This window comes from Wolbachia endosymbiont (group A) of Andrena hattorfiana (genome assembly GCF_947179565.1).
Classification (GTDB): domain Bacteria; phylum Pseudomonadota; class Alphaproteobacteria; order Rickettsiales; family Anaplasmataceae; genus Wolbachia.
Map to the genome: position 1 here is coordinate 201,025 of NZ_CAMXBT010000003.1, position 24,595 is coordinate 225,619.

A 24,595-nucleotide genomic window follows, 5' to 3' on the forward strand; every position below is an offset into this window, starting at 1 on the left:
CTTACAATTAATGACACACACTAGCGTTCATTATCCCGTCAAGAAAACCCCACAAGAGTTTTGCTCCTTTTTTAGCGCCTTGCATGGCTTTCTCTTGCTCTTCTTCGCTTAAGTCTGCAATAAGATTTGTACATTCCTCAGAATGCCATTCATCAGCATGCATATGAACCGTAAAAAATTGAAGAGAACGCTCATCACTTATTGAATAGTGTTTTTTTAAACCTTCAATTTTAGACTTAGAAACCTCTGGAGTTTGACGTTCATAAGCATAAAGTGCACCCAAACCGGAAGCAAAGTCTGATCGTACAATATCAAAGTAACCATCAACTAACTCCTGTGTCTCTTTAATCTGTGCATCCTTATGGAGATCAGACCGTGTTACACCAAGCCCTTCAGCAAAACGTTTCCACAACTCTGGGTGATTTTCATCACCTTGTTCTTCTTCTATCAAATTACCAAGCAAAACCTGTCGCATTTTTAGATCTGGGCACAAAAAATGTATACCACTGATATAACGAGGAAACGCAGCAACGTGATGATAATATTCTTTAGCATAGGTTTGTAAAGCTTGCAAGCTTAAGCTTCCTGTATTCCATGATTGGTAGAATGGATGATTTAGTAAGTGCAACTCATCTAACTTATTATTCAAAGATTTAGTAAATTCCATTATTTCCTCTATTATATCAACATATAATTCATATACTATAGTTTTCTCATTGTTACGATCATGCTAAGATCAACACAATGGTGGGATTGGTAGGACTCGAACCTACGACCAATTCGTTATGAGCGAACTGCTCTAACCGACTGAGCTACAATCCCTTTCATCAATATTTATAATACACACAAAAGCAAATTTGTCTATTAGCTTATTTCACTATCAACCCAACTTAGCAAATCATTTGTTGCACCAATTTTGCGTGCAATTTCCTTACCATCTTGAAATATGATTAAAGTGGGTATAGATTGCACTCCATACTTACTTGGCACTTCAGCCCCTTCATCTATGTCGAACTTGCAGATCTTAATCTTGCCTTTTCTGTCTTTAGCCAGCTGTTCAATACGCGGCATTAGACTTTTACATGGCCCACACCATTCTGCCCAAAAGTCTATCAGAACAAACCCTTTATAGTCAGTGACTTCAAATTTGAAATTTTGATCATTTACTGATATAATGTCATCACTCATAAAATACCTAAACTTAGAACGATTGCTTGTAAAATATAGCGCATCAATCAACAGTTAATCAACTAAATTCTTCTGAAAAATTGCCCTAAAGTGTCTTGCACAAACAAAAAACTTCTCACAAATGGTTATATCTGATGATTAAAGATATCCACGTTTTCCCAACCCATTAAGTCTAACTCAATGCGAGTAGGAAGAAATTCAAAGCACTTTTGGGCCAATTCTTTTCTATTTTCACGTTCCAACATTAAATCTAGCTTTTCCTTTATCTTATGGAGATACAAAACATCAGATGCAGCATAACTTTTTTGTTTGTCTGTCAAATTTTCATTTCCCCAATCAGAAGATTGCTGTTGCTTATTTAATTTGGTATCAAGTAGTTCTAAGCACAGTTCTTTTAAGCTATGATTATCTGTGTAAGTGCGAACTAACCGTGAAGCTATTTTTGTGCAATAGCACGGAAGTGCCCAAGTTTTCAAGTAATAATGTATTATGCTCAGATCAAATCGCGCGAAGTGAAATATTTTAGTTATATTTTTATCCTCTAATATTTTTCTCAAATTTGGCGCTGTGTAATCGTTCTTGAGTTGAACTAAGTGAACGTTGCCATCATTAAAAGAGAGCTGCACAAGGCATAATCTATCTCTGCTATGAAGTAGCCCCATTGCCTCGGTATCAACAGCTATAGACCTTATATCATCTGGTATTGAACTAGCTGGCAAGTCGTCTTTATATAAAAATATTCCCATAAAATTAATACATTTTTTGGCACAATTGAAAACCTATGATAATCAAAAATGAGCCTTAAGTATACGAAAAGATCATAGAAGGAACCACGCAAATTTATGGGCTCTCAAATTTTTCGTGTACACGGGGTTTACAAATCGCTGTATATGCCTATAATTAAGTAAATTTAGGTTAATTTAATTGCGGGAGTAGCTCAGTTGGTAGAGCGCAACCTTGCCAAGGTTGAGGTCGAGGGTTCGAACTCCTTCTCCCGCTCTTTACTTTCAAAATCATTTCGTCAAAAATCCCTTGACATATTTCGCCAGCGCCCTTATTATGACGTCCAGTACAATGTTGCAAATTAAAAATCTCTCCATCTTGTGCTGGTTCTTCGATTCTAAATGCCACTTCTACCTGGTCATAACCAATCTGAATTCGTTCTACTAATGCTCTAATGATGCCACGCTTAGTTTGCCAATCTAGCTGTTCCAAATTCGATTTTACACTGGAATAAAGACTCTTTATACTGTTGATGATAAGGTTCATTCCCTTCTCTATTGCCTTTTGATCAACTACCTTTTTCTTTTCTTCTTCTATTCCTCTTAAGCGTTCCCTCATTCTTTTCATCGTCTGTTTAAATTCTTCCTCACTTATATATCCTTTATCTCCTACATTTTCTTGACTATAATAGTCTTCCATTAACTTTTCGATGCCTTGTTTTATTTAATTTTCTCTTCTTGAAAACTTTTTATCTGATGATTCATCATTTTTATTTTCTGCAATTCTACGTTGATACTCATTTTTTATCATCTCTGGGTTTTTTAGTAAATTTTTCACCTTTTCCCATATAGCTATTTCTAACATATCTGTACGGACCAATTTATTAGTACACTTCTCCCTACCATCAGTAATACGTATAGTACTACTACAGCGATAATAGCTAAACTTTTTTCCCTCAGCTCCACATTGTGCACCACTATACGCATATCCACAGTTTTGACACACAACTAGACCTTGTAATAGATATTTCTTTTTTCCTCCCTCTCTCTGCATCCTTGCTCTTTTTCTATTTTCATCCAGTTGCTTTTGTACTTTATTAAATAACCCTTCATCAACTATTTTTGGTACTGGTATATAAATCCAGCTGTCCTCATCTGTGCGACAGATAGAAACCTTTTGTTTATTTCTTTCTCTTCTTTCAACCCTCTTTAATTTACCAAATGCTGCTTGTCCTTTATATGCTGGATTTCTTAATACCTTCCAAATTATTATTGGACACCACACCTTCTTTCCCGTTCTTGTTCTAATTGACCTATCTCTTAGTCTACGTATCACTTCCCTTATACTTATTCTTTCTTGACCTACCCACATGAATAGCTGCTTTACTATTTTTGCTTCCTCTTCATTTATTTCAAACTTTGTCTTTTCTCTATCTACATGCTTTATACGATTATAACCAAAAGGTGCAACGCCAATTACACTTACACAGCCTTTTTTTGCTCTATGGAGTTTTCCCCTTCGACTACGTTCCATAATCTTTGTACACTCATACTCTGCTACTAATCCTTGCATTCCCAATAACAATTTAGACTCTGGATTATTTTCAGTCTTATGATTTAAGAATATTACTTCTACTCCTGCTTTTTCAAATTCATCAAGTAATATCATTTGATGTGCAGATTTTCTTGATAATCGGTCAGGTGAATGAATATAAATTTTATCAATTTGATCTTCTCCTACTTTATCACGTAATGCATCTAAACCTTCACGTTCTAAACTCCACCCACTAAGCCCATCATCCTTAAATTCATACTCATTCAATAACTCATGCTTATCTGCAGCAATTCTATGCTTGAGCTCGGCAATTTGACTCTCTATTGTATTGTTCTGCGCTTGACTCTTCGATGAAACTCTTGCATATAAGGCCACTGTTATCATTTTTCTTTATCTCCTTTTCATTGTTTCTTTTTACCGCATACCTTAGTAACAGCTCATAGGCGTCTGCTAGATGTTGTTCCGCTAATTCATCTGGCTCATATCGGCAAGTTAATGTTCTTTTTCTCATAGTTTCTCCTGCAAATGTTTTTATAGTGCAAGGAGCCTTACCACTCCTTTTTTCCATCAATCCATTTACTCTTATGAAAAAGACCAACTTTTGTCAGCTACAGCCTTCAAATTTGGTCTAGCCCTTCCTTTGCCAACTGCTGTTGCGCTTTCTGATACGACTCTTATTTTTTTAACAAACTTTCCATTTTCTCTGTTTCTTTCTTTAATACCTCGGCTATTTCTTTGCTATTTTTCGCATAATCCATCGCTGTCATTCCAAACTTATCTGCTTGCTCTATTTCAGCCCCTGCTTTTACTAGCTCCTCCACTATTTCTTTTTCACCTACCATACATGCAAGGTGCAGCGGAGTGCATTTATTGCCATACTCTTCAGCATTTACATTCCCTCCTGATTTTATCAATTCTCTAACTGTTTCTAGACGTTTCTCCGTTATCGCTAGATGCAGTGCTGTATGTCCTCTTACATCTGCTGCATTCACATCTACTCCTTTTTCGATTAATAACCTCACTGTTTTTGCGTCTACTGCATAATATAGAACTGTTCTTCCATTTTCGTCTCTTTCATAAACACTTTTAAATGAGTTCTCTAATAGAGATTTATTAAATGCCTCTTTCTTACCAAGCTTTATGTTTGGTAGAAGCTGTAGCTTTACTCCTCTCGTTTGAGTTTTATTACTACAACTCCCCCTAAAGAACCGTGCTTGCAGATTTCCCGCACACGGCTCATCAATATTAGTTTTCACAGTCGTCCCTCTTATGCATATAAAGAAAAATGTATTTTTGGCTTTGGTAATGGATTTACTTCTACGTAGTGTACAAACTGTTCCCAGGTCATACTCCTTTTCTGACTACGCCGATTTATCCATTTAAATGCTAGCTTTCTTACTGATGTGTAAAATTGTTTCAAACACCAATAATTTCCGCTAATACCAAAGTAGTTATAGTGTCCTGTTAATTTAGCCTTCAGTACTTGCCACCAATCTTTAAGTCGAATACTTCCGCGGACTTTTTCCAACCACTCTTTGATTTCTTTTAGTTTTCTGGCTAGATTTAACTTTGAGGTTTTATGTCCCATCATTAATCTACCACGACGACTTTTTGCACCATAGTGCGTAAACCCCAGAAAATTGAAACTTTCCGTCCTTCGTTTCTCTCTTATCGCTTGTTGCCACTCCCTCTTGCCAAACTTTACTACTCTGGTCTTGTTTTCAGATACTTCCAACCCAAATTTATTTAACCTTTGTTTCAGTAATTCCAGAAATTCTTCCGCGTCTACCTTACTTTCGCAACAAACCACAAAATCGTCGCAAAACCTTATTAGTTGTATATATACTCTGGATCTTGGTTTAAATTTCTTTTCAAGCCATAAATCCAACACATAATGTAAGTATATATTTGCTAATACAGGACTTACTATACCACCTTGGGGTGTACCTTGTTTTGTTGCTTCATAATATCCAGCTTCAACTATCCCTGCCTTAAGAAAACGCTTTATTAACCAAAGTAAATTTGGGTCAGTTATTCGTTCCCTTAGACATCTAATTAGCCATTTATGCTGTATATTATCGTAGAACTTCTTGATATCCACTTCTACAATGTAGTTTATTGGTTTGTACATAACTGCTTTATCTAGTGCATTTACCGTTTGATGACAGTTTCTTCCAGGTCGAAATCCATATGAGCTGTCCAGAAAGTTTGCCTCGTAAATATTTTCTAATATCTTCTTCAGCATAATCTGTACCAACTTATCCTCAGTTGATGGTATTCCGAGTCCGCGTTTCTCTTTACTTCCGGCTTTTGGTATATACACCCTCCTCACCGGTTGTGGTTGATATTGCTTTCTCTTCATACTATCCACTAGTCCTTCCAGTCGCTCTTTTAGATTTTCTCCGTAAGCTTCCACTGTTACCCAGTCTATTCCACAAGCCTTGTACGCTTTAGCTCTTTATAACACTCTGCAAGGTTTCCTACATTTATTAGATGGATTAGCGATGTGAATTTCAGTCGCTTATCTTGCTTTGCTCTTACTGCTATCTGGTTTAGTTTATTTTGCATGTTATTCCAACCTCCGTTGTATTGGCATAGCAATCCCTATACCAGTTACTATATTGCTGATCGCTTCCCCTTGTACGTGGCTTTCCCACACTCCGAGTACTATCAATCAGTCCGACTTCCTCTGCATCTTCCGCTAGTTCTTGCCTTTGTTGACTTGTTCCAGCGTACCTTTGTAGGAATGCATAGGATCTCCCAAGTTCACTTGAAGTCCATTTCAATACATGGCACGGTCTCAGATCCCGATAGAGTGAGTGATAACTCGCCTTTGCATTATCCCTCATGCTGTCTTCCACCAAAATGAAAATGTCGACCTCTATGTCTTCAGGTATTTCGGGACTCAATCCCTTCACTTTCGTTGTACCCTGCATTGTCCATTCCACTAGCTCTATTACACTCGTTACCTCATGCAACATAGTGGTCTGTTCTAAACTGTTGGCTAGACTTTGTTTATGTTGGATTTTCACCAACTGTTCTCCAAGCACTTCTTGGCGCACCATAATCTACCCCACCTTTCTTTAAAATTAAGTCCCTTTTTAAAGCTTTCCTTCTCACCACCTCATCTATCATTTTGTTCACTTTGCTCATTATCTTGCTTGCTAAATTTTTACATTCCTCCTTTATTAGTGATTTATCTTTCTTTCTGATTTCTTCTATCTCTATTATTTTTAACTCAGGTAAATAGCTTCTATCTAACATATATGCTATTTCTCCCACTAGCCTCTCTATTCCATAGCACGTCAGTTCTCTACTTTTTGTTATTCCTCCTTGTTCTCTCAAAAATTTACTTGCCTTTTCACTCTCTTCGCTATCACACAGACAATACTTTTCACTTTCCCATATGTAATACATTGGTGTTGCACCATACTTATTCAGTTGATTAACTTCAGCTCCGGCCTTTACTAGCTCTTTTATTATTTCAACTCCTGCTCCTCCTATTTTGCACGCAGAGTGCAGTGGCGCACATCCGCTGATATATTGAGTGGCATTTATTTCTGCTCCTCCCCTTATCAGCACTTTTACATTTTCTAAACTTTTCGCAAATACTGCACAGTGCAGTGGTGTATAACCATTTTTATCTCTTGCATTGATCTCCGCTCCTTTTTTTATTAATAACTTCACTGTTTTGCAATCGGAGATTCCTACTGCATGGTGCAATACTGTTTCCCCTTTTTCATCCTTTTCATTAATATTCTTAAACGAGTTCTCTAATAATTCATAAAATGACTTATTAAAAGCTTCTCTCTTTTCCTCACTGAACTTCATACATACCTCACTATAAAAAAATACGCCAATTTGGCTCACTTCAGTGCAAGATCAATTTCTTATGTTTACCTACACCTACCTAATTTATAGCTGTTTTAGCATGGAAAAGCAACTTCTTTTTTTTCAAAAAACACACATTTTTACCGAATGTTAATGTAATATATGAAGATATAAATATAAGTATTTAGCATATTAAACATACGACCTGTTTTTCTTCCCAACTTCTATTCAAATGTCGATGTTCGTGCCAAGTTAAGACACCTCCGTACAATACTAAAATGTAACTTTCTAATTCATGTATTGAATCCTTTTGCTCTGAATTTAAATCGCTTTCAAAATGAATATTGTGCTCTGCCACACCAAATCTTATAACTTTTTTGTTGGTAAAATCTTCTACCTTGTAGTGGTGAGTAACGCTAAACCTTTCTAAAATTGGCTTGTGTTTTAAATTCCAATGTTGCCCTGAAAGTTTATCGCTTCCCAATACAAATTTATTCCCTCTTTCCTCTACACTACTAACTGGAAAGCACGCATTTATTTCTCCTAAATTCCAACTATCCGATAATACTATCTGTGCTTTCGCAAACTTAATTTCCGGCAATAAGCTCTGTGGTAGTGGATATAGTGCTTTTAAGTTGTACCACTGATGATTTCTTTCATAGATGCCTTTGTAATCCTTTGTATGAGTCTCTGTTTCCCCAAGTACTGCTACATCTAACCGATATATATCATTACTAAATGTTTGTTCATAATGCTCTCTTAAATAGTTGTCTACAATCTCTACTAACGGACCTCTAGAACTGAAAAAATTTATTCTTCCAAATGATAACACTGGTCCATCTTTTTCAACCTTTCTACCTGAGTAATCCGATAACAAATTTCCAAAAAAGCTTTCATCTAAAATAAACCTATCAACGTTGTAATAATCGTTAAAAATTCTCATTAGTCTCGATCTTGCTGGTAATGACAGCTTCGCAAATTCTACAACCACATCTACAAAAAAGTCATTTGGAACATCTTTTATACCTATCTGCAATTCAAAAAAATGTTTACCAGGTGGTTCTTCGATAATTGTAATGTCTTCTATATTCGCCCACTTTAGTGCTATTTTTAGTGATGCAGGCGTTCCACGTAGCTTTTGAAATTTTACTCCTTCTATTACAGCTTTTCTTTTATCCCTTACCCAACGTAGAATTTCCCCCAATTCATATTCCTCAATCAACCACGGCAATGTTTCTCCTTTTAGGTTGAACTTAAATCCTCTGATACAGTTTGGGTCAACCCTATAATCTGTTGCATCAACCAGTGCTTGCTCTTGCTTTGTTGCATTTGGTGGTAATAACATTACTCAATCTTTAAATTTCTCAAATTTGCACACTCATTACCTAGTACCACAACATTCTCTTTTGGCTCTACTAATTCTACGTTTTCTACACCATCTACAAATAAATTCGCTATTATCCAAGATTTTGTTACACTCCACCCTAATCTTTTTGCTAATTCAAACTTCTTAATAAACTGCTTCTTGATTTCTTCCTCTGATGTTATACAATTCGTGCTGATTCTGCTGTGGATATCTATTTCTGTAATGTTGCAACCCATTACTGTTACTGTATCGGTTAAAACCCTTATATCATCTCTGGTAACCTGCTTTTTTACAATTTCAAGTAGCTCTTCTGGAACTATACTAGTTGTGGATAATTGTGTTGATAAGATTGAAATTTGTACTTTCCCTGGTATAGGTGATTCTACTAATGCATCTTTTACTCTACTATCTGCTGACAGTGCATGATACCTATAATACTCCTTGCTCCCACATGTGCTCCAACCCATTATCTTTGCTTTAATTCTTTTTCTAAATCGTTCATCCTCTTCTTCTTTTTCTCTCTCTACTCCATAAAATTCAGCCAAATTATCAAGATCTTCTCCTACTGCAAATTTCAGTAAATTACTCTCTACTGCTTCATTTATTCTTTCTCTGAGCAAAAGTTCTCTCCATGCTGCTACCTCCATAATCTTTACCGCTGGATCACTTTCAACTAATGCTGAAAAGGTTTCATCTCTACGGACCAATTCTTCCTTCATTCTCGAAAAGATTTCTTCATAACTCAGCTTTTCAATAATATTAGGTGTCTGCATTTCTAAACAACTATTCCTCTAATATCTATGAATTTGCCTTCTGGAAGATAAATACCTTGAAGTACAAGAATCACTTTTCCTTCTTTTACTTCTGTAATTTTTACTTTTTCTAACTTAAATCTCTTCTGAAATTTCCCCAGTGCTTCTGCTGTTGCTGCATAGATTTCCAAAGTTAAATCTCTACTGATTGGCTTATCCACTAACTCAAATAGTCTTGATCCATAATCTCTTCTCATGATTCTACTGTTAATAGGAGTGGTCAGTATATCAATTATCGATTGCCTTAAGTGCTCTATTCCTTCTAATTCTTTCCCTGTTTTAGCATCCATTCCTTTCATTTTTAGCCTGCAAACACGGTTTCACTGCCTTTTATTACTTTAAACCCACATGAAACTATATCTCCTACTCTTCCTGCACTAAGACCATTTGCAAATACTGTTTTTGATCCTTCAGTTAATGCTCTTCCTTCACTAAAACTGTCTCCTTGTCTACATATTGACTTACCGTTTACAAAAACATTGTTACTGCCGCTAATACAGAAATGCGGTGTTACTTCTACACAATAATCTCCTACTCGTGCAATCGACTTATTCATTTAATTAAGGTTTATTCTATCTGCTTTCAGTTTTATTTCGCTCTTCGTCATCTCTATGCTCGATTCCCCAGCCTTCAGTGTTATTTTGTCTACTACTTCAATCTCTAAATGATGTTTTTCCTTATCATATGTAAACTTTGTCCCATCTTGAAACTTCACACTATTTATTTCTTTTTTATTCTCTGATGCAGGGTATTTTTCCTGGTATATCCCTCCTAACACCACTCCTAACGATAATTCACCAAGAGGAGAAAATATCATAACTTGTTCATCGATATCTGGCGGAGACCAATCTCTATCTTTTCCTGCTTTGCTCGTTATCCACGGTAAATAATCTGTTAAAAATTCTCCTATTTTCACTCTTACTTTCGCTTTTTCATAGTCTATTTCTTTAACTAGGCCTATACGAATAATATTCGCTACTTTTCTCTGTAACTCTGCAATGGCAAAATTATTTTCCAACATGCATTTCTCCCACTTCTATTTTATGTGGCTTAATTTTCCCCTCTTCCCATACTGATTTACCTAAATGAAGCTGATGACTCCAATCAACTATCCACACCAAATATGCATCTAATTCGGGTCTAAATCCGTCAATTTCTGCAGAGATAAATTCTCCTGGTGAAACATTTTCCACGTTCCAAGTATTTTTATTTACTACTCTCGCAACCTCAGCAGCTAATGTTCTAACAACTACCGAGGAATCCTCGACTGTTCCATCAACTACAATCCTCGCTTCAAACCTGGCTTTCAATGCTAATTCCTCAGTACCTGCATCTTTACCTGGTTCTAAACTTGCTAATTCTACAAACACCGCTGGCGCTACTAATTCTTTCCTGATTGCTGGATAAACCTCACAAGTTTGAATTGCTGGTATTTCTCTCTTCAGCGTAGTGCAGATTGCGTTATGCAAATCTTTCATTTCCTGTAATATAACTCAATTCACGTTCAAAAAATTTTGTAAAGACTTTCTCAACCTCATAATTAACAAAATCCTCTATTATCCTTGAAGCCTCTGGTTCCAATCGCAATTTAACTTCTTGTATTGGTAATGCTGCTCTTCCTTCACGTTTAAAAGCTCCTTTATAACCTCTTGGCATGGTTGCAGTAAATGCTCCAATAAATTCATGTTTTCCTATTTTTGTACCCCTTCTTGTTTGTTTCATTTTACTCATTGATGATACTCTGATATCATACAAGTTTGCTCTTATTAAAACCTCCAATCTGCTTGTTTTTGCTTTAAAAATTCTTAGCCTTCTTCTCATTACCGTCAATTTTATCTTCTTTTCCTCACTGATTTCCTTAGCTGCTTTTGCTTTTAACCATAGTGCTGTTCTGTTTAACGCTTTCACTATTGCTAATTCTATTTTTTTTCTTTTAGCATTTACACTTTCTATTACCTCATTACTATTAACTTCTATATGCACAGACATTTTACACCCCAGACGCTTCGATTCGCCAGACCATTCCAGATTTATCTCTAAGTGGTGGTGTGTGTATTTTGTATTTGCAATCACCTATAACAAAAATATCTCCTACCATTGGCTGCAGTACATCAAACGCACTTACTTCCAACACTAAAGTTTCTGCTACAAATTGCCCTTCACCAATCTCGTATAATTTATCTGTCTCTTGCTTTAATACCTGTACCATATATGACTTATCCTTTGACTCATATAAAGCTAACTCCCCTAAATGGATAAGACAATCTTTCAATAATCGCTTAATATTTTCTTGCATTTTTATGCATTAAGTCCTTATAAATATGCTAAGAAGAGTCATACTGGTAGAGTTCTCACCGCTTTGTAGTTAGTATTGTTATGCTGCAACGACTTTTACTAGTACCCCTGGTCTATGGCACATTGGCAGAGGATTTGACTGTGTATGTAAATCTGTTCCTCTATCAAATCTTCTTGGTTCTTGCTTTGCATATAGTGGCTGTTCTAGTGTGTTTACCGTCTCATTAAAATCTGCTGGTGCAAAATATGTTGTAAATGTACTTGCTGTTCCTAGTGGAAAACAGTGCCCTGTATCTTTCTTAATAAATCTTCTAACCGTTCCTTCAGGATCAGTTGCTTGTCCTCTGTATTCCTCAAATGTTATTCCACAAAACGTAAATCCTGATCTCATATCGTTCCTTAGCGCTGCTCCTCCTTGCCATCTTTCATATGCTTCTTTTACTTTTGCATGAGAAGTTAGTGCATCAAAAAACTCAGGGCTTACCAAGGCATGAATTCCAGTCATATATTCACCACTTAGATTATCTTCTATGTGCCTCAATACTTCCAGACACTTACGTTTTACATCAGTTGTCGCTGTTCCAAGGGCAAAATTTACCACTTTTGGTGTGATTTCAAATTCGTTGTACAGATTTAATAATTCTGAACCATCTGCATCTAAAATTATTCCTTTCAGCGCTCCCATTCTCAAATGTTCTAATGTTATCGCGTGTTTGTTTCTCATTGATTGCAAATGATCAGTTATTACATCTGCCAGCGCTTTCAGTTCACTTTCTGATCCAAATGCCCTTATTCCCTGTACTTCTTCTGGTAATACTACATCATCATGTGGAATATGTGGAATTGTAAATGTTCTTACCTTTCTTTTGCCGCGTTTTCCTACTGTTGCTGGCGCTCCTGGAACTTGCGTTGGTAGTAAACTTAATATTCCGTTTTGCTCTTCTATGGTAATATGTCTAAATCTTACTGACCTACTTGGAAACAAATTTAGATTTTCAACTCGTCCATAATTTATCGGCAATATATTCATCGCATTTGTTAGTGCCGTCATGCTAAATGCTGTATTTGTAAATGGATTTTGCATTTTTTCTTTTCCCCCTTTATGTTTCTTATTATTTACTAGACCCCTTTGCGGATAATGATCCCTCGTTCTTCAAGTTGCTTTATTGCTGCAGCTTTCTGCTCTTCAGTGATATTTGCTGGCCATACAACTGCATGATCCGCAAGAAGGGCAATACGAGTAATTATTATTGCTTTAGTATCTCCATCTTTGTTATTTACATCGCTTGTTATCACACCTATCGCTATTTGTGTGCCATCTGTTCCAGCGGGATTGAGTACCCTAATAAAACCATCGTCCGTCTTTTTGGCAACTACTGCACCAAGTTTGATATTTTGACCTTTAGCTACTGTTATTTGGTCTCTTGAATATAGACTTGATGCCTCATACTTTAATATGTCACCTAGATTATTTTGCTCAGTTATACAACTCATAAATTTTTCTCCTTAATTGCTTACCGCCGCTTTTATCAATGCTATATACGGCGGTTATAAAAATACTTTAACGCCTGATTGCGCACGACTTTTTGCTACCTGCATCATCAACTCTTCTCCTGAATTCTGTGGTATTGCACTCAGTATCTCTGTCTTCTTCGTTCGCTCTGCAAGTAACTCCATTAAAATCTCCCGTGCTTGCTCAATACTTATGCCCTGCTCAATAAATTCTCCTATTTTCTCTGGCATATGCGATAAATTACATAAGCGTATTAATTCAAGAACTTCAGTACGATACTTAGTTAAATTATCAGTTTCTTCTTTTACATCATTTGTAGTTTGTTCATTCATAGTAATACTCCTGTTTTTATTAATAGATGAAAGAATTGTAATTCCATCCGCAAGGCCTATTTCTACTGCTTTCTCCCCAAAATATAGCCCTGCCTCTGTTGATCGAATCTTTTCAATTGAAAGACCTATGTTCCTTGCTATCAGCTGCACAAACATTTCATATAGTCGGTCTACTTCTTTTTGTAAGCTTTCCAGACTTTCAGATGTCATTGGCTCATGCGGGTTTAAATCATTTTTTCTACTTCCTGCAAATACTGTGGTATATTTTATTCCACATTTTTCATCAAATCCACTTTGATCTATATGACTTGCTATTACTCCAATACTGCCAACACCAGAAGTTCTGCTCACAAATACCTTCTCAGCGCTAGAAGCTATAGCATATGCAGCAGAATATGCATCATCATTTGCTATCGCTATTATCATCTTTTTTCCTCTTGCACTATAGATAAAATCAGCTAAGTCAAATACTCCATTTACCTCTCCTCCTGGGCTGTCTATATCAAGTAGAATCGTTTCTATACTACTATCTGCTAATGCTTGCTTTACTTGTACTTCTATTTGCTCATATGATGTCATCCCGAGTATTTCATCAAATGCACCTGGTTTTTTCGTCAAGATTCCATGAATTGGTATAATTGCAGTTCTTTCTATGTTACTTTTGATGGAGTGCTTTATGTTTTTAAACGTGGGATGTTTTTGATTGTTCAATGACAATAGCTCAAAACTCCTTGGTTCAAGCATTAATGGTTTTCCTAAGAGCATCATAACCCTTTACAATCAGAGTCGAACATTAAGTTGAGACCATTTGCACGTTTTTGATCTTCTGCTATTTCTTGATCAATTTCTTCTACATCGTAACCCATTTCTGATACTACTTCTGCTCGACTTTTGAAGCCATTTCTTACCGCCATCTGTTGTGCTTGCTGGTCTTTAAGTGGATCCACCCAATCAAATCCCTGTGGTATCCATTTTACATCTTTAAATATTTGATTATCTGTTGTAGAAAGCTCTCCAGATAAAGTGGCAAGTTCTAGCCATCTACTCCATACTGGTCTGCAAAACTGGAATACCATAATGTTGTGTTGCAGCATAGCGCATCGACGACGAAACTCTATTAATCCAGCTCTGATTGATGAATAATTAACACCTGTTAAATCTCCTGTTAGTTGCTCATATGTTATTCCTGTGTCTATTGCAATAGCTCTCAGCTGCTGCCTCATGAATGCTTCATAACTTCCTCCAACATCAGATGGCTCTGAAAATTTTATGTCCTCTCCTGGGTCTAAAAGCTGCATAGTTCCAGGTTCTAGGCCAGATAATGCTACTCCTTGCTCATTTGCTTGCGCCTCACCTAAAATATTTGCTTCAGGATCAAGTCTCGTAATAAACCCTGCAAACATCGCTGCTGTCTTTTTTCTCACTAATTCTGCATCATCGTATTGATCAAGCTCATAAAGTTTCAGAAGTATACTCGAAAGCCATGGCTCTCCTCTAATTTGCCCAGGTCTTAGTGGTCTATAGATATGTAAAACATCGTTTGCTGGTACTCTCACTGACTCTCCAAACGTACTTTCACCAGGGTGTTCTTTAAATAGGTAGTATGCTTCTCTTTGCCCAAGCCTGTTAAACTCAATTCCGTTTCTTATTACATTACCATTTCCTAAAGTTTGATTTGTTTTATTATCTAAATGTTCAGACTCAAGTACTTGCAGTTGTAATGGCACAGAAAATCTATCTTCCAGCTTTCTCGTTCTTAAACGTACAAAACATTCTCCTCCCTCTATCATACTTCTGCATACTAGAGCTTGTAATCCATAAAAATCACTTACTCCACTACTGTCTGCTTCATCTGTCCATTTCAGCCATAATTCTTGTACTTTCTTTCGAAATTCTCCATCCCTTGCTTTTGATTGCGGTTTTATTCCTGTTCCAATAGAGTTACTTACTATTGTATCAATGATATTTGCTGCATATGGATTTTTTCTCACCATATCACGTGATCTACTACGTAAAGTTTCAAGGCTCTGAGAAAGTAAATTATTTATGCTTCCTGTTTCTCCTTGCCAATACATTACCCTTCTTCCTGAGCCTGCTGCATCCCAAGCAGAACTTTTGATTTTTGGCTTACTAAATAGTTGTTTTAAGGTTTTTAACATCCTGATAACCAAAAATTCTTTAATTCTTCTATTGTTCCATTAAATTTACTTCTATCACATGGTCCTATTCCTCTTACTGAATGCGGTTTAGGTCCCATTTGACCATTAGTGTATTGCCACAAAACCCACTTATTCCATCCTTTTGGTAGTTTATACCATCTTATTTTCCACAGTGGACACTTAGTTAAAATTGGTGTAGCAAAATCTTTTAGAAAATAAGCTCCTCCACAAATCAACGGTAAACTATTAGTTCTTTCTTGAACTCTAGTAACAAAATCTTCTGCCTGTTTTGGTGTTATGTTTTCTCCATTTTTGTTTTCTTCTATATCTAGAGCAAGTAGAACTTTAGAACTATCACCTACTGTCTCTAAAAAATGCTCAGCTTGGTCTTTTCCGTTTTTTCCTACTCCAAAATGGTATGCACCATACAGAAGTCCTTCTTCTTCAGCAACTTTTCTTCTCTCTGCGTACTTTAGATCTACAAATTTTAATCCTTGAGTTGCCTTATGTACTACACCCAATATTCCATCTTCTTTGACTAGCTTAAAATTTACATCTGCATTCCAATGTGATAGGTCTACTACTGCATTCGCATATACTTTATTTGATAAATCAGCTATTTTCTTACATTTATCTTCTTTTTCTAATACACCACTATTGACTATTACATACTTTAATTGTTTCAGAAAATTTTGATATTCTCTCATATAATTCCTTTACTCGTTGAAAAAACAATTTTCCTCTTTTGGCTTCATTCCAGCAATCTTCAGCTCAGCTTTAATACGTTGTCTTAAGCTTAGTAGATCCTTTATCTGAACTTCAGCATATCTCACAACATGGTCACCATATGCAATTGATACTACTCTTTCGCCACTTTGCAGCTTCTTTATCGCTTCTTCGACTTGAATTAAATAATCTTTATTGTACATCTTACTTCTCATTCAACCATTTACTTTGCCTCACTTTTTTAGGCTTTTTACTTTCCATTTTTCCACTCAAACTATTCCATTTACTCTCTGGCCAACGATCGATTCCAAGCGCAATAGATGCAGCTCTTGCATAAATTCGGCAATCTAGTACTTCATTTCTTTCTCTTACCTTTTGCCACTCTTGTTTGGTATATCCTTTCACCACTTTGCTGACTAATTGCTCTGCCGTTAGCTGCTTAAAATATTCAGGTGCATATTCTGGAAAGTGACAATATCCAGGTAGAGCTTTTCCTTCTTCTTCTTTTAAAATATTAAGTAGTTGAAAAAGCTCTGACTTTAATATCGATACTCCTACTGGCCAGAGCTTTATTCCTCTCTTTAGCTTTTGACCACCAACTGTTACATCTACTCTACTTGGGCTACTAAGTGGTACTAGTGCTTTATTTACACCTTTCACTGCCATTACTCTTCCAGATCCTTGATGACCTCTTACCCAATTGTATACTTCCTGTGTTGCATACCCAGCATCAACTGCCATCATGCTTATCATGTATTCAAGACCATTTTCACCGATAAAATGATGATTGAGTAACTCCGAAAGTTTTTTCCATACTTCTCTACCCCCAGTATCTCCTTCAAATACTCGATAGTCTATTGACCAACTTTCGCGGCTTTTTCCCCAGGCTACAACTTCTACTTCTAAACGATCTTTTTGTACATCTACTCCTGCGGTAAGTACCACTTCTCTCCTAGGTACTGTGCCTACGGGAAAAAATTCTCTCCTGTTAAATAATTGCTTCCAATCTGGTACTTCTCCCTTATCTATCCAGGTTTCTCCAAGCGTTGTGTTGATCCAAACTTTCAGTAATTGTTCACTTTCTTTGGCATGCAGAAAATCCTCTACTGCTTGTTGCCAACTATACCAGCCAACTGGGCTATAAAGACTTGAAAGATGAAATCCTTTTTTCTCCCCTTCTTTTACCCCTATAGCTCTCCATTCTCCACGCTCAAGCATCTCTGTCTTTTGATGATTTTCTATCTTTCCGCTACATTCTATGCAAATATAATGTGCTGTTCTCGAATCATTATTTTCCCATTTTATTTGTGACCATTTTAAAACTTGATAATAACTACAATGCGGACAGGGAACAAAAAAGTATCTCTTATCTGTCGCTTCAAACTCCTTTTCAATTCTGCTTATTCCATGAATCGTTGGTGTTGATACCAGAAAAATCTTTCGACGTGCAAATGTATTGGTTCGAGCTATGCTGAGTAAAACTGGATCTCCTTCTCCTCCTGAATCTCCAGGGTAAGCATCTATTTCATCAAGAAAGAGGTATTTTACTGGCATAGATCTCAGTCCTACACTGCTATTTGCTCCAGTTATTACTACTATTCCACCTGGAAATTCCTTACTTTGTACAGTATTCCCTGAATCTCTTGACCTTGGGTCTTTTACTTTACTCTTTAAACATGGCGTACTCTCTATTAACGGCGCAAATCTTCCTTTTGACCAACGCTTTCCCATTTCAACTGTTGGCTGCACAACTAACATTGGACCAGGAGTCTGATCTATAATATAGCCTATCCAATTGTTACCAGCTTCTGTTCCCCCAATCTGCGCTCCTTTCATGAATATTACTTTTTCCGCTGGAGAAGATGGAGATAGTGAATCCATGATTTCTTTTAAATAAGGAGTTCTCTCTGTTCTCCACTTTCCTGGCTCTGATGCTGCAGTTGGCGCTAAAACTCGATACTCATTCGCCCACTCTGATACTTTAAGCTGCGGATCTGGTCTTAAACCTTCAGAAAAAGCTCTAGCATATATCATTGCCTGCATCTACTCACAATTGGTTCTAACTCAACACCATTAACAGTAGGACTACACTCTTCCAGTTCCATAAACATCTTTTTCTGAAATTCGTTTTCTATATATCTTTTTCTTATCTCACTTAGCATTATTGCTACAGCAAGAGCAAATATCCCTGTCATTGTTGCAAAAATGATTGCACTGCTTATTGTTGTTGCTGTTAAACCTATATATGCTGCTACTGCTATTGCGCTGACCGTAATATAGATGCAGATAATGTTATTATGCTTTTTCATCCTTTTATCTGCTATTTCTCTCTGTGCTATATATTTATTATTAAGGGTTGGAAATTTGACAGCTGTATCTCTACAGAGCAATGCCCCATTTTTTTCAGTAAACAAAACTTTTAGTAATTCTAAATTGTTTGATTTGATTGCTAAATGTAAAATAGGTGTATAATTTGCTCCTTTTTTCAGCAATAACTTTACTACATGTAAATGCCCTTTTTCTGCAGCAAGGTAAATCGGTGATAAACCTTTATTATTTGAAATATCAATATCAATTTCTTCCTTTAAAATTGCATCTATAAGCTCAATTTCTCCTTTTTGTGCAGCTAAATGCAATAGACTATTCTTTTCAGAACCGTATTTATTACTCATCAAAGCCTTTTTTATCTCAGGTTTAGCGTAATCAAATGGTGTCTTGCCGCTATCGTCTTTTACCAGAGGGTCTATATCTTCTCGAGTTAGTAAAACTTCTATTGTTTTAAGTCTTTCAGCGTAATGTAGTGGTGTTCTATTTTCGTAGTCTTGCAAATTGACTTGAGCATTAGGCTCCTTTATTAAGCATTTGAGGATATCAAGACATAAGTCTCTTTCATCGTAATTAGTATTACTTACAGCTATATGCACAGGTGATAATTTCATTGAGTTTTGTCCTATGCGCGCGCTATTTACATCTGCTCCTAGCCTTAGCAGTAACTTTACTATCTCCAACTTTTTGTTATTAACTGCATAGTGCATTGGTGTCTGATTTCGTGCATCAAAAACCTCGATTTCAGCGTTTCCTTCTTCCACTAAAATTTTGACAATATTCTCATGTCCTATGCCTGCTGCTAGATGTAATGGAGTATGATGCAAAGCATTTCGTATATTAACGTCAATACCTTTTCCTATCAAATATCTAACTGCATTAATTTCACCTATCATTGCAGCTAAATGAAGTAAACTATCTTGTTCTGACCCGTATTTGTTATTAATTAGCGCTTTCAATATTTCTGCTTTTTTCCCTTCTTTGGCGTAATCAAGAGATGTTCTGCCATCATTATCTTCCACAAAAGGATTAATATTCTTTTTCGTGAGCAGCAGATCCACCATGCTTAACTCGTCAAACTCTATAGCGCAATGTAGTGGGGTTTTTCCGTTTAATCCTCTAACATTTACATCTACTCCCGGTTGATTAATGAGGCATTTTATTAATTCTAAACTTAAGTTAGCAGACATTATTAAAATTTAGCGTTAGATAATTCTTCAAGTGAGTTTGTAATCTCTTCAGTTAGCGTCTTATGAATCTTTTCAGTATCACTCAGTGATGCAAGCAGCGCTGAAACTCTATTTGGAATATTAAGTAAATTATTACGTACAACTCTTGCTACATTAAATGCTTCAGTTTTTACTTCTTCTACTGCTACAAGTTCTCCTATCTCAGCTTTTGCCTTTGCCTCCAATAATCTTCCCCGCTCCATTTCATTTTTTATTCGCGTTTTTAGCAGCATTGTAGAAAGGTTACTTGTGCTTTCGTTCTCTGAATTGTTTTTTCTTCTCAGTGGTTGACTTGGATCTCTGATTGTTTCTATAGCCCTATTTGCTCGTTCTCGGTCAATGAGTCCATCCTCTAACTCAACTATTCCTTTCTTCACTAAATAACAGACATATTGCTTTGATACTCCTATCTCTCTTGCCCATTCCGTCTGCGTGATTTTTTCCACTTTTTTTGCCCCTTTATTGCTGTTTTTCTTCTTGAATTTGTGCAAAAGTTTTGCCAGTACCAGAAAGAATAGCTTCCCTACCTGTGTACACTTGCCAACGTTTTATAGTTACATCTACAAATTTTGAATCTAGCTCTATTGTCCTGCAGATTCTTCCTGTTCTTTCACATGCAATTAGTGTGCTGCCAGAACCACTAAATGGATCAAGTACAATATCTCCTGGCCTACTGCTGTTTACTACCGCTCTCTCCATTAACTCCACTGGTTTCATCGTTGGGTGCAGTGAGTTGTATGTTGGCTTATCATAGAACCAGAGATCACTTTGATTACGTCCTCCATGCCACTCACGTTTATTGCCGCTTCTCCAACCATAAAGTATTGCTTCGTATTGTCTTTGATAGTCAGACCTTCCCAGCGTAAAATGATTCTTTGCCCAAATGATAAATGTTGACCATCTTCCCCCTGCTTCTTCAAATACCTTCTGCAAGGTCGAAAGCTCCGATGATGATGCACAAATGTAAATTGCCCCTTTGGTGTATGCTAAAACATGAGTACAAACGTCATACAGAAAAAGTTCGTATTTTTCACCTTGATCATCGTTTAGTATTTTTTTGTCTTCTCTTTCTTGACTAGCGCCATAATCAACGTTATACGGAGGATCACACACCGTAATATCTGCCATTTTGTCGTCTAACACCGCTTTAAATGATTCAACTTCGCAGCTATCACCACAATAGATTCTATGACCACCTAAAATCCATAGATCCCCTGGTTTTGTTATTTCCACTTTTTTGTCATCACCAGCTAAATCAGAAAATTTTTCTCCCTTTTCCCCCTTGTTCTTCCCTTCCATCAAGATTATCAAGAAAGCGTTGGACTTTTTCTAGCTCAAATCCAGTCATTTTAAGATCAAACTGCAAATTTTCTAACTCTTGAATTTCCACTCTTAAAAGCTCATCATCCCACTTTGCCCAATTAGCTGATTGATTGGCAAGTAACCGAAAAGCTTTGGTTTGTGGTTCATTTAAATTATCACTTAAGACCACGGGAATACTCTCCATACCAAGTTTTCTTGCTGCTTTCAGTCTTAAATGACCATCAACCACAGTACCATCACTTTTTGCAACTATTGGAATACGAAAGCCAAATTCCCTGATTGAAGCACACATTCTGTTTACTACGTCATCATTTTTACGTGGGTTACGCTCATATTCAACTAGGTTTTCAACAGGATAATAGTGGATTGCTAAATTCATATAATTTAAATTCTTAATAATTAAAAAGTTAATATTCAAAATATGTCTAACACTAGAAAAGGCCTGAGGTCGAACCCACCAAACCCGCCAGTCTGGCTGAAAGGACCCACTTTTTATGGGATTTTTGATTATTAAGATCTTTACTAATATTCATAACATAGAGTATTAAAGCCAAAGCATCAGATTCATTATCATCTTTAGGCAAAAAACCTTTTTCCTTTACAGCTTCAATAACTTCACTCTTACTTGCATTGCCTTTGCCTACTATGAAGCGTTTTATAGTTTTAACATTAACACCTTGGTAGGGAATATTGTTCTCTTCACACCAAGCAGAAAGGTGTGCTAAAAACCCTCCATAGATATGTGCAGCATCAGTTCCTAGGTGTCTTCTCACCTCCTCAAAGTACACTACAGAAATGTCTTTCAAAGAATTGAGCCAGTTACGAAAGTTTAAGAAGCACATTCCACCTCCACTGAAACGACTACCATGAAAGCTTTTGCTACCACTTTTAATTACTCCATCTGTAAGAATTGACCAGCCGGTTTGTTTGCCTAGGTCAAGTGTTAAAATTGACATTATCGGAAGTTGTTGTATAGTATATATACACGGTTGCTTGCAATTTCGTCCAAAAAATGTTGAAAGTTTTTTATATAGTTGCTAACTATTTGAGTGGATACCCTGTAACGTAAAAATTTTATAACGAGTGTTATACAGCTTAGCAGGCTGCTATTTCTTTGCAAAAAATGTTTTAAGTTTGTTAAAAGGTTTGTCTCATAGCAATCAAATTACTACAGATCCTTTCTACTGCTTGAGCAGCTAAAGAAGTAATACACCGGAAAATCCAGATAACTCAATTTGTTTTCATCTATCTATGTTAAAGGTGCTACAAATGTACCTAAGGGGCTTTTCCTTTCTTTCCTTAAGTTTTTTCCTTTGTAATTTTTTTAGTATTTCATATACTTTCCATTCTTATTCATTTATTATTATTTATAATATATGTATATATAATATTTACATACATTATATAATATATAAGGTTTTCGGAAATTGGAAATCAGCCAGTATAGAGGGTTTCATCCCTTTCCAATTGGCTCAATTTTTAAAAATGGAAATGCAGGATTTTTGTATATAAAGCAGCCAAAAAAGGATAGAATTTTAATAACTTAGCTGTACTACATTTTATGTTTCCAAATTTCAGCAATTCACTAGAAACGGCAAGATCTCACAAAACTGGAAATCAAATTTTCTCTCGTTCAATTTTCATATCAGCACAGTCTATCTTATTTAATTTCATAGATGTCTTATTTTATTTATTAATAAAACAACAATTGTCTTATTTAATTTTTCATAATAGCCAAATTGTTCTTATTTAAATTCTGCAGAGTCTTGAAAGAAGAATTAGTAATAAACCTTTGATTATTCGAGGTTTTTATGCAATCTAGAAATTCTTTTTCAGGTATTGATCCAATAGTTATTAAATATATAAAGTATTACGCTCATTATCTTAAATATGTTAACTGCTTTATTCATGAGAGTCTTGAAGACATAGAGGTGGAACTTTTTTGTGAGGTTTGGCCTTGCCTTAGTCTGTATGATGAAACAAGAAGTAGCTTTAATACTTTTGTTGCTAATTTAACCAGACATCGTGCTCGTAACCTCTTACGTAATCAACTGTGCACCAAACGTCAGATCAACTTTGGTATTGATGATAACATACCAGATTGTAAATATCTTGAAAATGATATAATGGTATACATTGACGTAAAAAATATAATCTCAAAACTACCGGAATCTCATAGAAAATTATGTGAGCTGCTTAAGGTTTCTACTATTACCGAAGCTTCCAAAATAACAGGCATACCAAAAACAACTGTCTACAACATTTTAAGGCAAATACGCGATAAATTTTCATCTCTAAAATGAGATTTGCTTAAACTTTTTTTTTGCAAATTTTGGACGAATTGCATAGGTCACCGTGTATATATATCTGAGTGATCAAACCAGGAGAAAAATGAAAATAATTAGTAGAGATGAACGACTGAAGACGCAAACAGGAACGAAAATTGTGATCTTTGGTCCTTATGGAATCGGTAAAACTAGCCTGCTTAAAACTCTTGGTGAATCAACAACACTTTGTCTTGATTTTGAAGCAGGACTTTTAGCTGTGCAAGACTGGAAGGGAGATTCAATCAATATGCGTACTTGGAATGAGGCAAGAGATATTGCTTGTCTTATTGGTGGGCCAAACCCTGCATTAAAATCTGATCAAGCATATAGTCAAAGACACTATGAGCATGTATCTGGCAAGTACAAAGATCTTTCTTCGGAGTTTTTTAAATATCATTGCATTTTTATCGATAGTATCACTGTAGCATCACGTTTATGCTTTTCATGGGCAAGGATGCAACCTGAGGCTTTTTCCGATAGATCGGGAAGAGAAGATAAAAGGGCTGCTTACGGAACACTTGCCCAAGAAATGATGGCTTGGCTCAATCAGCTTCAACATATTCGGGATAAAGACATCATCATAGTTGGCACATTAGGTCAGTATCTTGATGATTGCAATCGTTCAACCTGGCTGCCTCAATGTGAAGGGACTAAAACTGCTAGTGAAATTCCTGGAATTGTTGATGAGGTAATCAGCATGGTTGGTATTAAACAAGAGAACGGAACAGAAAAGCGTTCTTTTGTCTGTCAGACCATTAATTCTTGGGGATATCCAGCTAAAGATCGAAGTGGTTGCCTTGACATGGTTGAAGAGCCGCATCTCGGTAAATTACTTGAGAAAATTAAAGCCAAAACCTTGGCTTCTGTTGCCTTAGTTTAATTTTAAAATTGG

At 36.2% G+C, this 24,595-nt stretch carries 28 protein-coding genes, 2 tRNA genes and 3 pseudogenes; 3 read left to right on the forward strand and 30 right to left on the reverse strand.

Translation table 11 applies throughout. The features are described from left to right. Positions 1-7: 7 nt before the first annotated feature. The 4 genes from OM966_RS05930 to OM966_RS05945 form a co-directional block, all read right to left on the reverse strand. Positions 8-667, reverse strand: coding sequence for a CADD family putative folate metabolism protein (locus OM966_RS05930; RefSeq protein ID WP_264329201.1), 660 nt, complete (start codon positions 665-667; stop codon positions 8-10). A 78-nt stretch (positions 668-745) separates the two neighbouring features. Then, positions 746-822: transfer RNA gene (locus OM966_RS05935), tRNA-Ile, on the reverse strand. Between the two features lie 42 nt (positions 823-864). Then, positions 865-1,188: a thioredoxin gene (trxA, locus tag OM966_RS05940; protein WP_264329202.1), complete on the reverse strand. Its 324-nt coding sequence runs from the start codon at positions 1,186-1,188 to the stop codon at positions 865-867. A 125-nt stretch (positions 1,189-1,313) separates the two neighbouring features. Continuing rightward, a complete protein-coding gene (locus tag OM966_RS05945) occupies positions 1,314-1,934 on the reverse strand; it encodes a ribonuclease D (protein WP_264329203.1) in 621 nt (206 codons plus the stop codon). 180 nt (positions 1,935-2,114) lie between these two features. On the opposite strand from OM966_RS05945, the gene OM966_RS05950 reads away from it, so the two are divergent. Then, a tRNA-Gly gene (locus tag OM966_RS05950) sits at positions 2,115-2,187 on the forward strand. A gap of 447 nt (positions 2,188-2,634) precedes the next feature. Here the strand turns inward: OM966_RS05950 and OM966_RS05955 are convergent. The 26 genes and pseudogenes from OM966_RS05955 to OM966_RS06080 all read right to left on the reverse strand — a co-directional run. Further along, complete coding sequence (locus OM966_RS05955; protein ID WP_264329204.1) at positions 2,635-3,849, reverse strand: recombinase family protein; 1,215 nt, start codon at positions 3,847-3,849, stop codon at positions 2,635-2,637. Further along, positions 3,758-4,036 carry a hypothetical protein gene (locus OM966_RS05960; RefSeq protein ID WP_458694305.1) on the reverse strand — a complete coding sequence of 93 codons (279 nt, stop codon included), beginning with the start codon at positions 4,034-4,036 and terminating at the stop codon, positions 3,758-3,760. The genes OM966_RS05955 and OM966_RS05960 overlap by 92 nt, the downstream gene beginning before the upstream one ends. 103 nt (positions 4,037-4,139) lie before the next feature. Then, complete coding sequence (locus OM966_RS05965; RefSeq protein WP_264329394.1) at positions 4,140-4,607, reverse strand: ankyrin repeat domain-containing protein; 468 nt, start codon at positions 4,605-4,607, stop codon at positions 4,140-4,142. A 125-nt stretch (positions 4,608-4,732) separates the two neighbouring features. Further along, positions 4,733-5,881 carry a group II intron reverse transcriptase/maturase gene (ltrA, locus tag OM966_RS05970; RefSeq protein ID WP_264329205.1) on the reverse strand — a complete coding sequence of 383 codons (1,149 nt, stop codon included), beginning with the start codon at positions 5,879-5,881 and terminating at the stop codon, positions 4,733-4,735. Between the two features lie 11 nt (positions 5,882-5,892). Further along, on the reverse strand, positions 5,893-6,033 hold the full coding sequence (locus OM966_RS05975) for a hypothetical protein (RefSeq protein WP_264329206.1): 141 nt from the start codon (positions 6,031-6,033) through the stop codon (positions 5,893-5,895). Further along, complete coding sequence (locus OM966_RS05980) at positions 6,018-6,530, reverse strand: hypothetical protein (RefSeq protein ID WP_264329207.1); 513 nt, start codon at positions 6,528-6,530, stop codon at positions 6,018-6,020. The genes OM966_RS05975 and OM966_RS05980 overlap by 16 nt, the downstream gene beginning before the upstream one ends. Beyond that, positions 6,481-7,296 (reverse strand): ankyrin repeat domain-containing protein, encoded by an 816-nt coding sequence (locus tag OM966_RS05985; protein WP_264329208.1) that lies wholly within the window; start codon positions 7,294-7,296, stop codon positions 6,481-6,483. The genes OM966_RS05980 and OM966_RS05985 overlap by 50 nt, the downstream gene beginning before the upstream one ends. Before the next feature lie 184 nt (positions 7,297-7,480). Continuing rightward, positions 7,481-8,641 carry a phage tail protein gene (locus tag OM966_RS05990; RefSeq protein ID WP_264329209.1) on the reverse strand — a complete coding sequence of 387 codons (1,161 nt, stop codon included), beginning with the start codon at positions 8,639-8,641 and terminating at the stop codon, positions 7,481-7,483. Then, entirely contained in the window at positions 8,641-9,435 is a 795-nt protein-coding gene (locus OM966_RS05995) for a baseplate assembly protein (protein ID WP_264329210.1), read from the reverse strand. Before OM966_RS05995 ends, OM966_RS05990 begins: the two co-directional genes overlap by 1 nt. 2 nt (positions 9,436-9,437) lie before the next feature. Then, positions 9,438-9,773 carry a GPW/gp25 family protein gene (locus OM966_RS06000; RefSeq protein ID WP_264329211.1) on the reverse strand — a complete coding sequence of 112 codons (336 nt, stop codon included), beginning with the start codon at positions 9,771-9,773 and terminating at the stop codon, positions 9,438-9,440. A 2-nt stretch (positions 9,774-9,775) separates the two neighbouring features. Continuing rightward, positions 9,776-10,030: a PAAR domain-containing protein gene (locus OM966_RS06005; RefSeq protein ID WP_264329212.1), complete on the reverse strand. Its 255-nt coding sequence runs from the start codon at positions 10,028-10,030 to the stop codon at positions 9,776-9,778. After that, positions 10,031-10,495 carry a phage baseplate assembly protein V gene (locus OM966_RS06010; RefSeq protein WP_264329213.1) on the reverse strand — a complete coding sequence of 155 codons (465 nt, stop codon included), beginning with the start codon at positions 10,493-10,495 and terminating at the stop codon, positions 10,031-10,033. Continuing rightward, positions 10,482-10,952, reverse strand: a complete 471-nt coding sequence (locus tag OM966_RS06015; protein ID WP_264329214.1) for a hypothetical protein — start codon at positions 10,950-10,952, stop codon at positions 10,482-10,484. Before OM966_RS06015 ends, OM966_RS06010 begins: the two co-directional genes overlap by 14 nt. Next, positions 10,936-11,463, reverse strand: coding sequence for a phage tail protein (locus OM966_RS06020; protein WP_264329215.1), 528 nt, complete (start codon positions 11,461-11,463; stop codon positions 10,936-10,938). Before OM966_RS06020 ends, OM966_RS06015 begins: the two co-directional genes overlap by 17 nt. Position 11,464: 1 nt before the next feature. Beyond that, entirely contained in the window at positions 11,465-11,770 is a 306-nt protein-coding gene (locus tag OM966_RS06025) for a head-tail joining protein (protein ID WP_264329216.1), read from the reverse strand. A gap of 78 nt (positions 11,771-11,848) precedes the next feature. Beyond that, a complete protein-coding gene (locus tag OM966_RS06030) occupies positions 11,849-12,853 on the reverse strand; it encodes a major capsid protein (protein ID WP_264329217.1) in 1,005 nt (334 codons plus the stop codon). Positions 12,854-12,888: 35 nt separating this feature from the next. Continuing rightward, the gene (locus OM966_RS06035) at positions 12,889-13,263 is read right to left on the reverse strand and encodes a head decoration protein (RefSeq protein WP_264329218.1); all 375 of its coding nucleotides are present in this window, start codon (positions 13,261-13,263) and stop codon (positions 12,889-12,891) included. Between the two features lie 54 nt (positions 13,264-13,317). Beyond that, a complete protein-coding gene (locus OM966_RS06040) occupies positions 13,318-14,379 on the reverse strand; it encodes a S49 family peptidase (protein ID WP_264329395.1) in 1,062 nt (353 codons plus the stop codon). Continuing rightward, positions 14,379-15,773: a phage portal protein gene (locus OM966_RS06045; protein ID WP_264329219.1), complete on the reverse strand. Its 1,395-nt coding sequence runs from the start codon at positions 15,771-15,773 to the stop codon at positions 14,379-14,381. Before OM966_RS06045 ends, OM966_RS06040 begins: the two co-directional genes overlap by 1 nt. Next, the gene (locus OM966_RS06050; RefSeq protein ID WP_264329220.1) at positions 15,767-16,480 is read right to left on the reverse strand and encodes a glycoside hydrolase family 25 protein; all 714 of its coding nucleotides are present in this window, start codon (positions 16,478-16,480) and stop codon (positions 15,767-15,769) included. Before OM966_RS06050 ends, OM966_RS06045 begins: the two co-directional genes overlap by 7 nt. Continuing rightward, a pseudogene (locus tag OM966_RS06055) lies at positions 16,477-16,702 on the reverse strand (hypothetical protein). Before OM966_RS06055 ends, OM966_RS06050 begins: the two are co-directional and overlap by 4 nt. Before the next feature lies 1 nt (position 16,703). Then, complete coding sequence (locus OM966_RS06060; RefSeq protein ID WP_264329396.1) at positions 16,704-18,533, reverse strand: phage terminase large subunit family protein; 1,830 nt, start codon at positions 18,531-18,533, stop codon at positions 16,704-16,706. After that, positions 18,530-20,014: an ankyrin repeat domain-containing protein gene (locus OM966_RS06065; RefSeq protein ID WP_264329221.1), complete on the reverse strand. Its 1,485-nt coding sequence runs from the start codon at positions 20,012-20,014 to the stop codon at positions 18,530-18,532. Before OM966_RS06065 ends, OM966_RS06060 begins: the two co-directional genes overlap by 4 nt. 2 nt (positions 20,015-20,016) lie before the next feature. Next, positions 20,017-20,499, reverse strand: a complete 483-nt coding sequence (locus OM966_RS06070) for a hypothetical protein (RefSeq protein ID WP_264329397.1) — start codon at positions 20,497-20,499, stop codon at positions 20,017-20,019. 13 nt (positions 20,500-20,512) lie between these two features. Further along, positions 20,513-21,755 (reverse strand): annotated as a pseudogene (locus OM966_RS06075) (DNA modification methylase). 121 nt (positions 21,756-21,876) lie between these two features. Then, positions 21,877-22,332: pseudogene (locus OM966_RS06080) on the reverse strand (crossover junction endodeoxyribonuclease RuvC); the annotation flags it as partial. A gap of 855 nt (positions 22,333-23,187) precedes the next feature. Between OM966_RS06080 and OM966_RS06085 the strand changes: the two are divergent. Next, positions 23,188-23,679 (forward strand): sigma-70 family RNA polymerase sigma factor, encoded by a 492-nt coding sequence (locus OM966_RS06085; RefSeq protein ID WP_264329223.1) that lies wholly within the window; start codon positions 23,188-23,190, stop codon positions 23,677-23,679. 88 nt (positions 23,680-23,767) lie between these two features. Next, on the forward strand, positions 23,768-24,583 hold the full coding sequence (locus OM966_RS06090; RefSeq protein ID WP_264329224.1) for an ATP-binding protein: 816 nt from the start codon (positions 23,768-23,770) through the stop codon (positions 24,581-24,583). The last annotated feature ends 12 nt before the right edge of the window (positions 24,584-24,595 follow it).

Bases quoted from the DNA above. Each gene is read 5' to 3' on its own strand.
- OM966_RS05995 (WP_264329210.1), bottom strand. From the start codon at position 9,435: ATGCAGACACCTAATATTATTGAAAAGCTGAGTTATGAAGAAATCTTT.
- OM966_RS06045 (WP_264329219.1), bottom strand. From the start codon at position 15,773: ATGTTAAAAACCTTAAAACAACTATTTAGTAAGCCAAAAATCAAAAGT.
- OM966_RS06065 (WP_264329221.1), bottom strand. From the start codon at position 20,014: ATGTCTGCTAACTTAAGTTTAGAATTAATAAAATGCCTCATTAATCAA.
- OM966_RS06040 (WP_264329395.1), bottom strand. From the start codon at position 14,379: ATGCTCTTAGGAAAACCATTAATGCTTGAACCAAGGAGTTTTGAGCTA.
- OM966_RS05945 (WP_264329203.1), bottom strand. From the start codon at position 1,934: ATGGGAATATTTTTATATAAAGACGACTTGCCAGCTAGTTCAATACCA.
- OM966_RS06000 (WP_264329211.1), bottom strand. From the start codon at position 9,773: ATGAAAGGAATGGATGCTAAAACAGGGAAAGAATTAGAAGGAATAGAG.
- OM966_RS06090 (WP_264329224.1), top strand. From the start codon at position 23,768: ATGAAAATAATTAGTAGAGATGAACGACTGAAGACGCAAACAGGAACG.
- OM966_RS05985 (WP_264329208.1), bottom strand. From the start codon at position 7,296: ATGAAGTTCAGTGAGGAAAAGAGAGAAGCTTTTAATAAGTCATTTTAT.
- OM966_RS06015 (WP_264329214.1), bottom strand. From the start codon at position 10,952: ATGAAAGATTTGCATAACGCAATCTGCACTACGCTGAAGAGAGAAATA.
- OM966_RS06035 (WP_264329218.1), bottom strand. From the start codon at position 13,263: ATGAGTTGTATAACTGAGCAAAATAATCTAGGTGACATATTAAAGTAT.
- OM966_RS06060 (WP_264329396.1), bottom strand. From the start codon at position 18,533: ATGATATATGCTAGAGCTTTTTCTGAAGGTTTAAGACCAGATCCGCAG.
- OM966_RS05990 (WP_264329209.1), bottom strand. From the start codon at position 8,641: ATGTTATTACCACCAAATGCAACAAAGCAAGAGCAAGCACTGGTTGAT.
- OM966_RS05930 (WP_264329201.1), bottom strand. From the start codon at position 667: ATGGAATTTACTAAATCTTTGAATAATAAGTTAGATGAGTTGCACTTA.
- OM966_RS06050 (WP_264329220.1), bottom strand. From the start codon at position 16,480: ATGAGAGAATATCAAAATTTTCTGAAACAATTAAAGTATGTAATAGTC.
- OM966_RS06085 (WP_264329223.1), top strand. From the start codon at position 23,188: ATGCAATCTAGAAATTCTTTTTCAGGTATTGATCCAATAGTTATTAAA.
- OM966_RS06005 (WP_264329212.1), bottom strand. From the start codon at position 10,030: ATGAATAAGTCGATTGCACGAGTAGGAGATTATTGTGTAGAAGTAACA.
- OM966_RS06030 (WP_264329217.1), bottom strand. From the start codon at position 12,853: ATGCAAAATCCATTTACAAATACAGCATTTAGCATGACGGCACTAACA.
- OM966_RS05955 (WP_264329204.1), bottom strand. From the start codon at position 3,849: ATGATAACAGTGGCCTTATATGCAAGAGTTTCATCGAAGAGTCAAGCG.
- trxA (WP_264329202.1), bottom strand. From the start codon at position 1,188: ATGAGTGATGACATTATATCAGTAAATGATCAAAATTTCAAATTTGAA.
- OM966_RS06025 (WP_264329216.1), bottom strand. From the start codon at position 11,770: ATGCAAGAAAATATTAAGCGATTATTGAAAGATTGTCTTATCCATTTA.
- OM966_RS05975 (WP_264329206.1), bottom strand. From the start codon at position 6,033: ATGCAAAATAAACTAAACCAGATAGCAGTAAGAGCAAAGCAAGATAAG.
- OM966_RS05980 (WP_264329207.1), bottom strand. From the start codon at position 6,530: ATGGTGCGCCAAGAAGTGCTTGGAGAACAGTTGGTGAAAATCCAACAT.
- OM966_RS06010 (WP_264329213.1), bottom strand. From the start codon at position 10,495: ATGTTGGAAAATAATTTTGCCATTGCAGAGTTACAGAGAAAAGTAGCG.
- OM966_RS06020 (WP_264329215.1), bottom strand. From the start codon at position 11,463: ATGTCTGTGCATATAGAAGTTAATAGTAATGAGGTAATAGAAAGTGTA.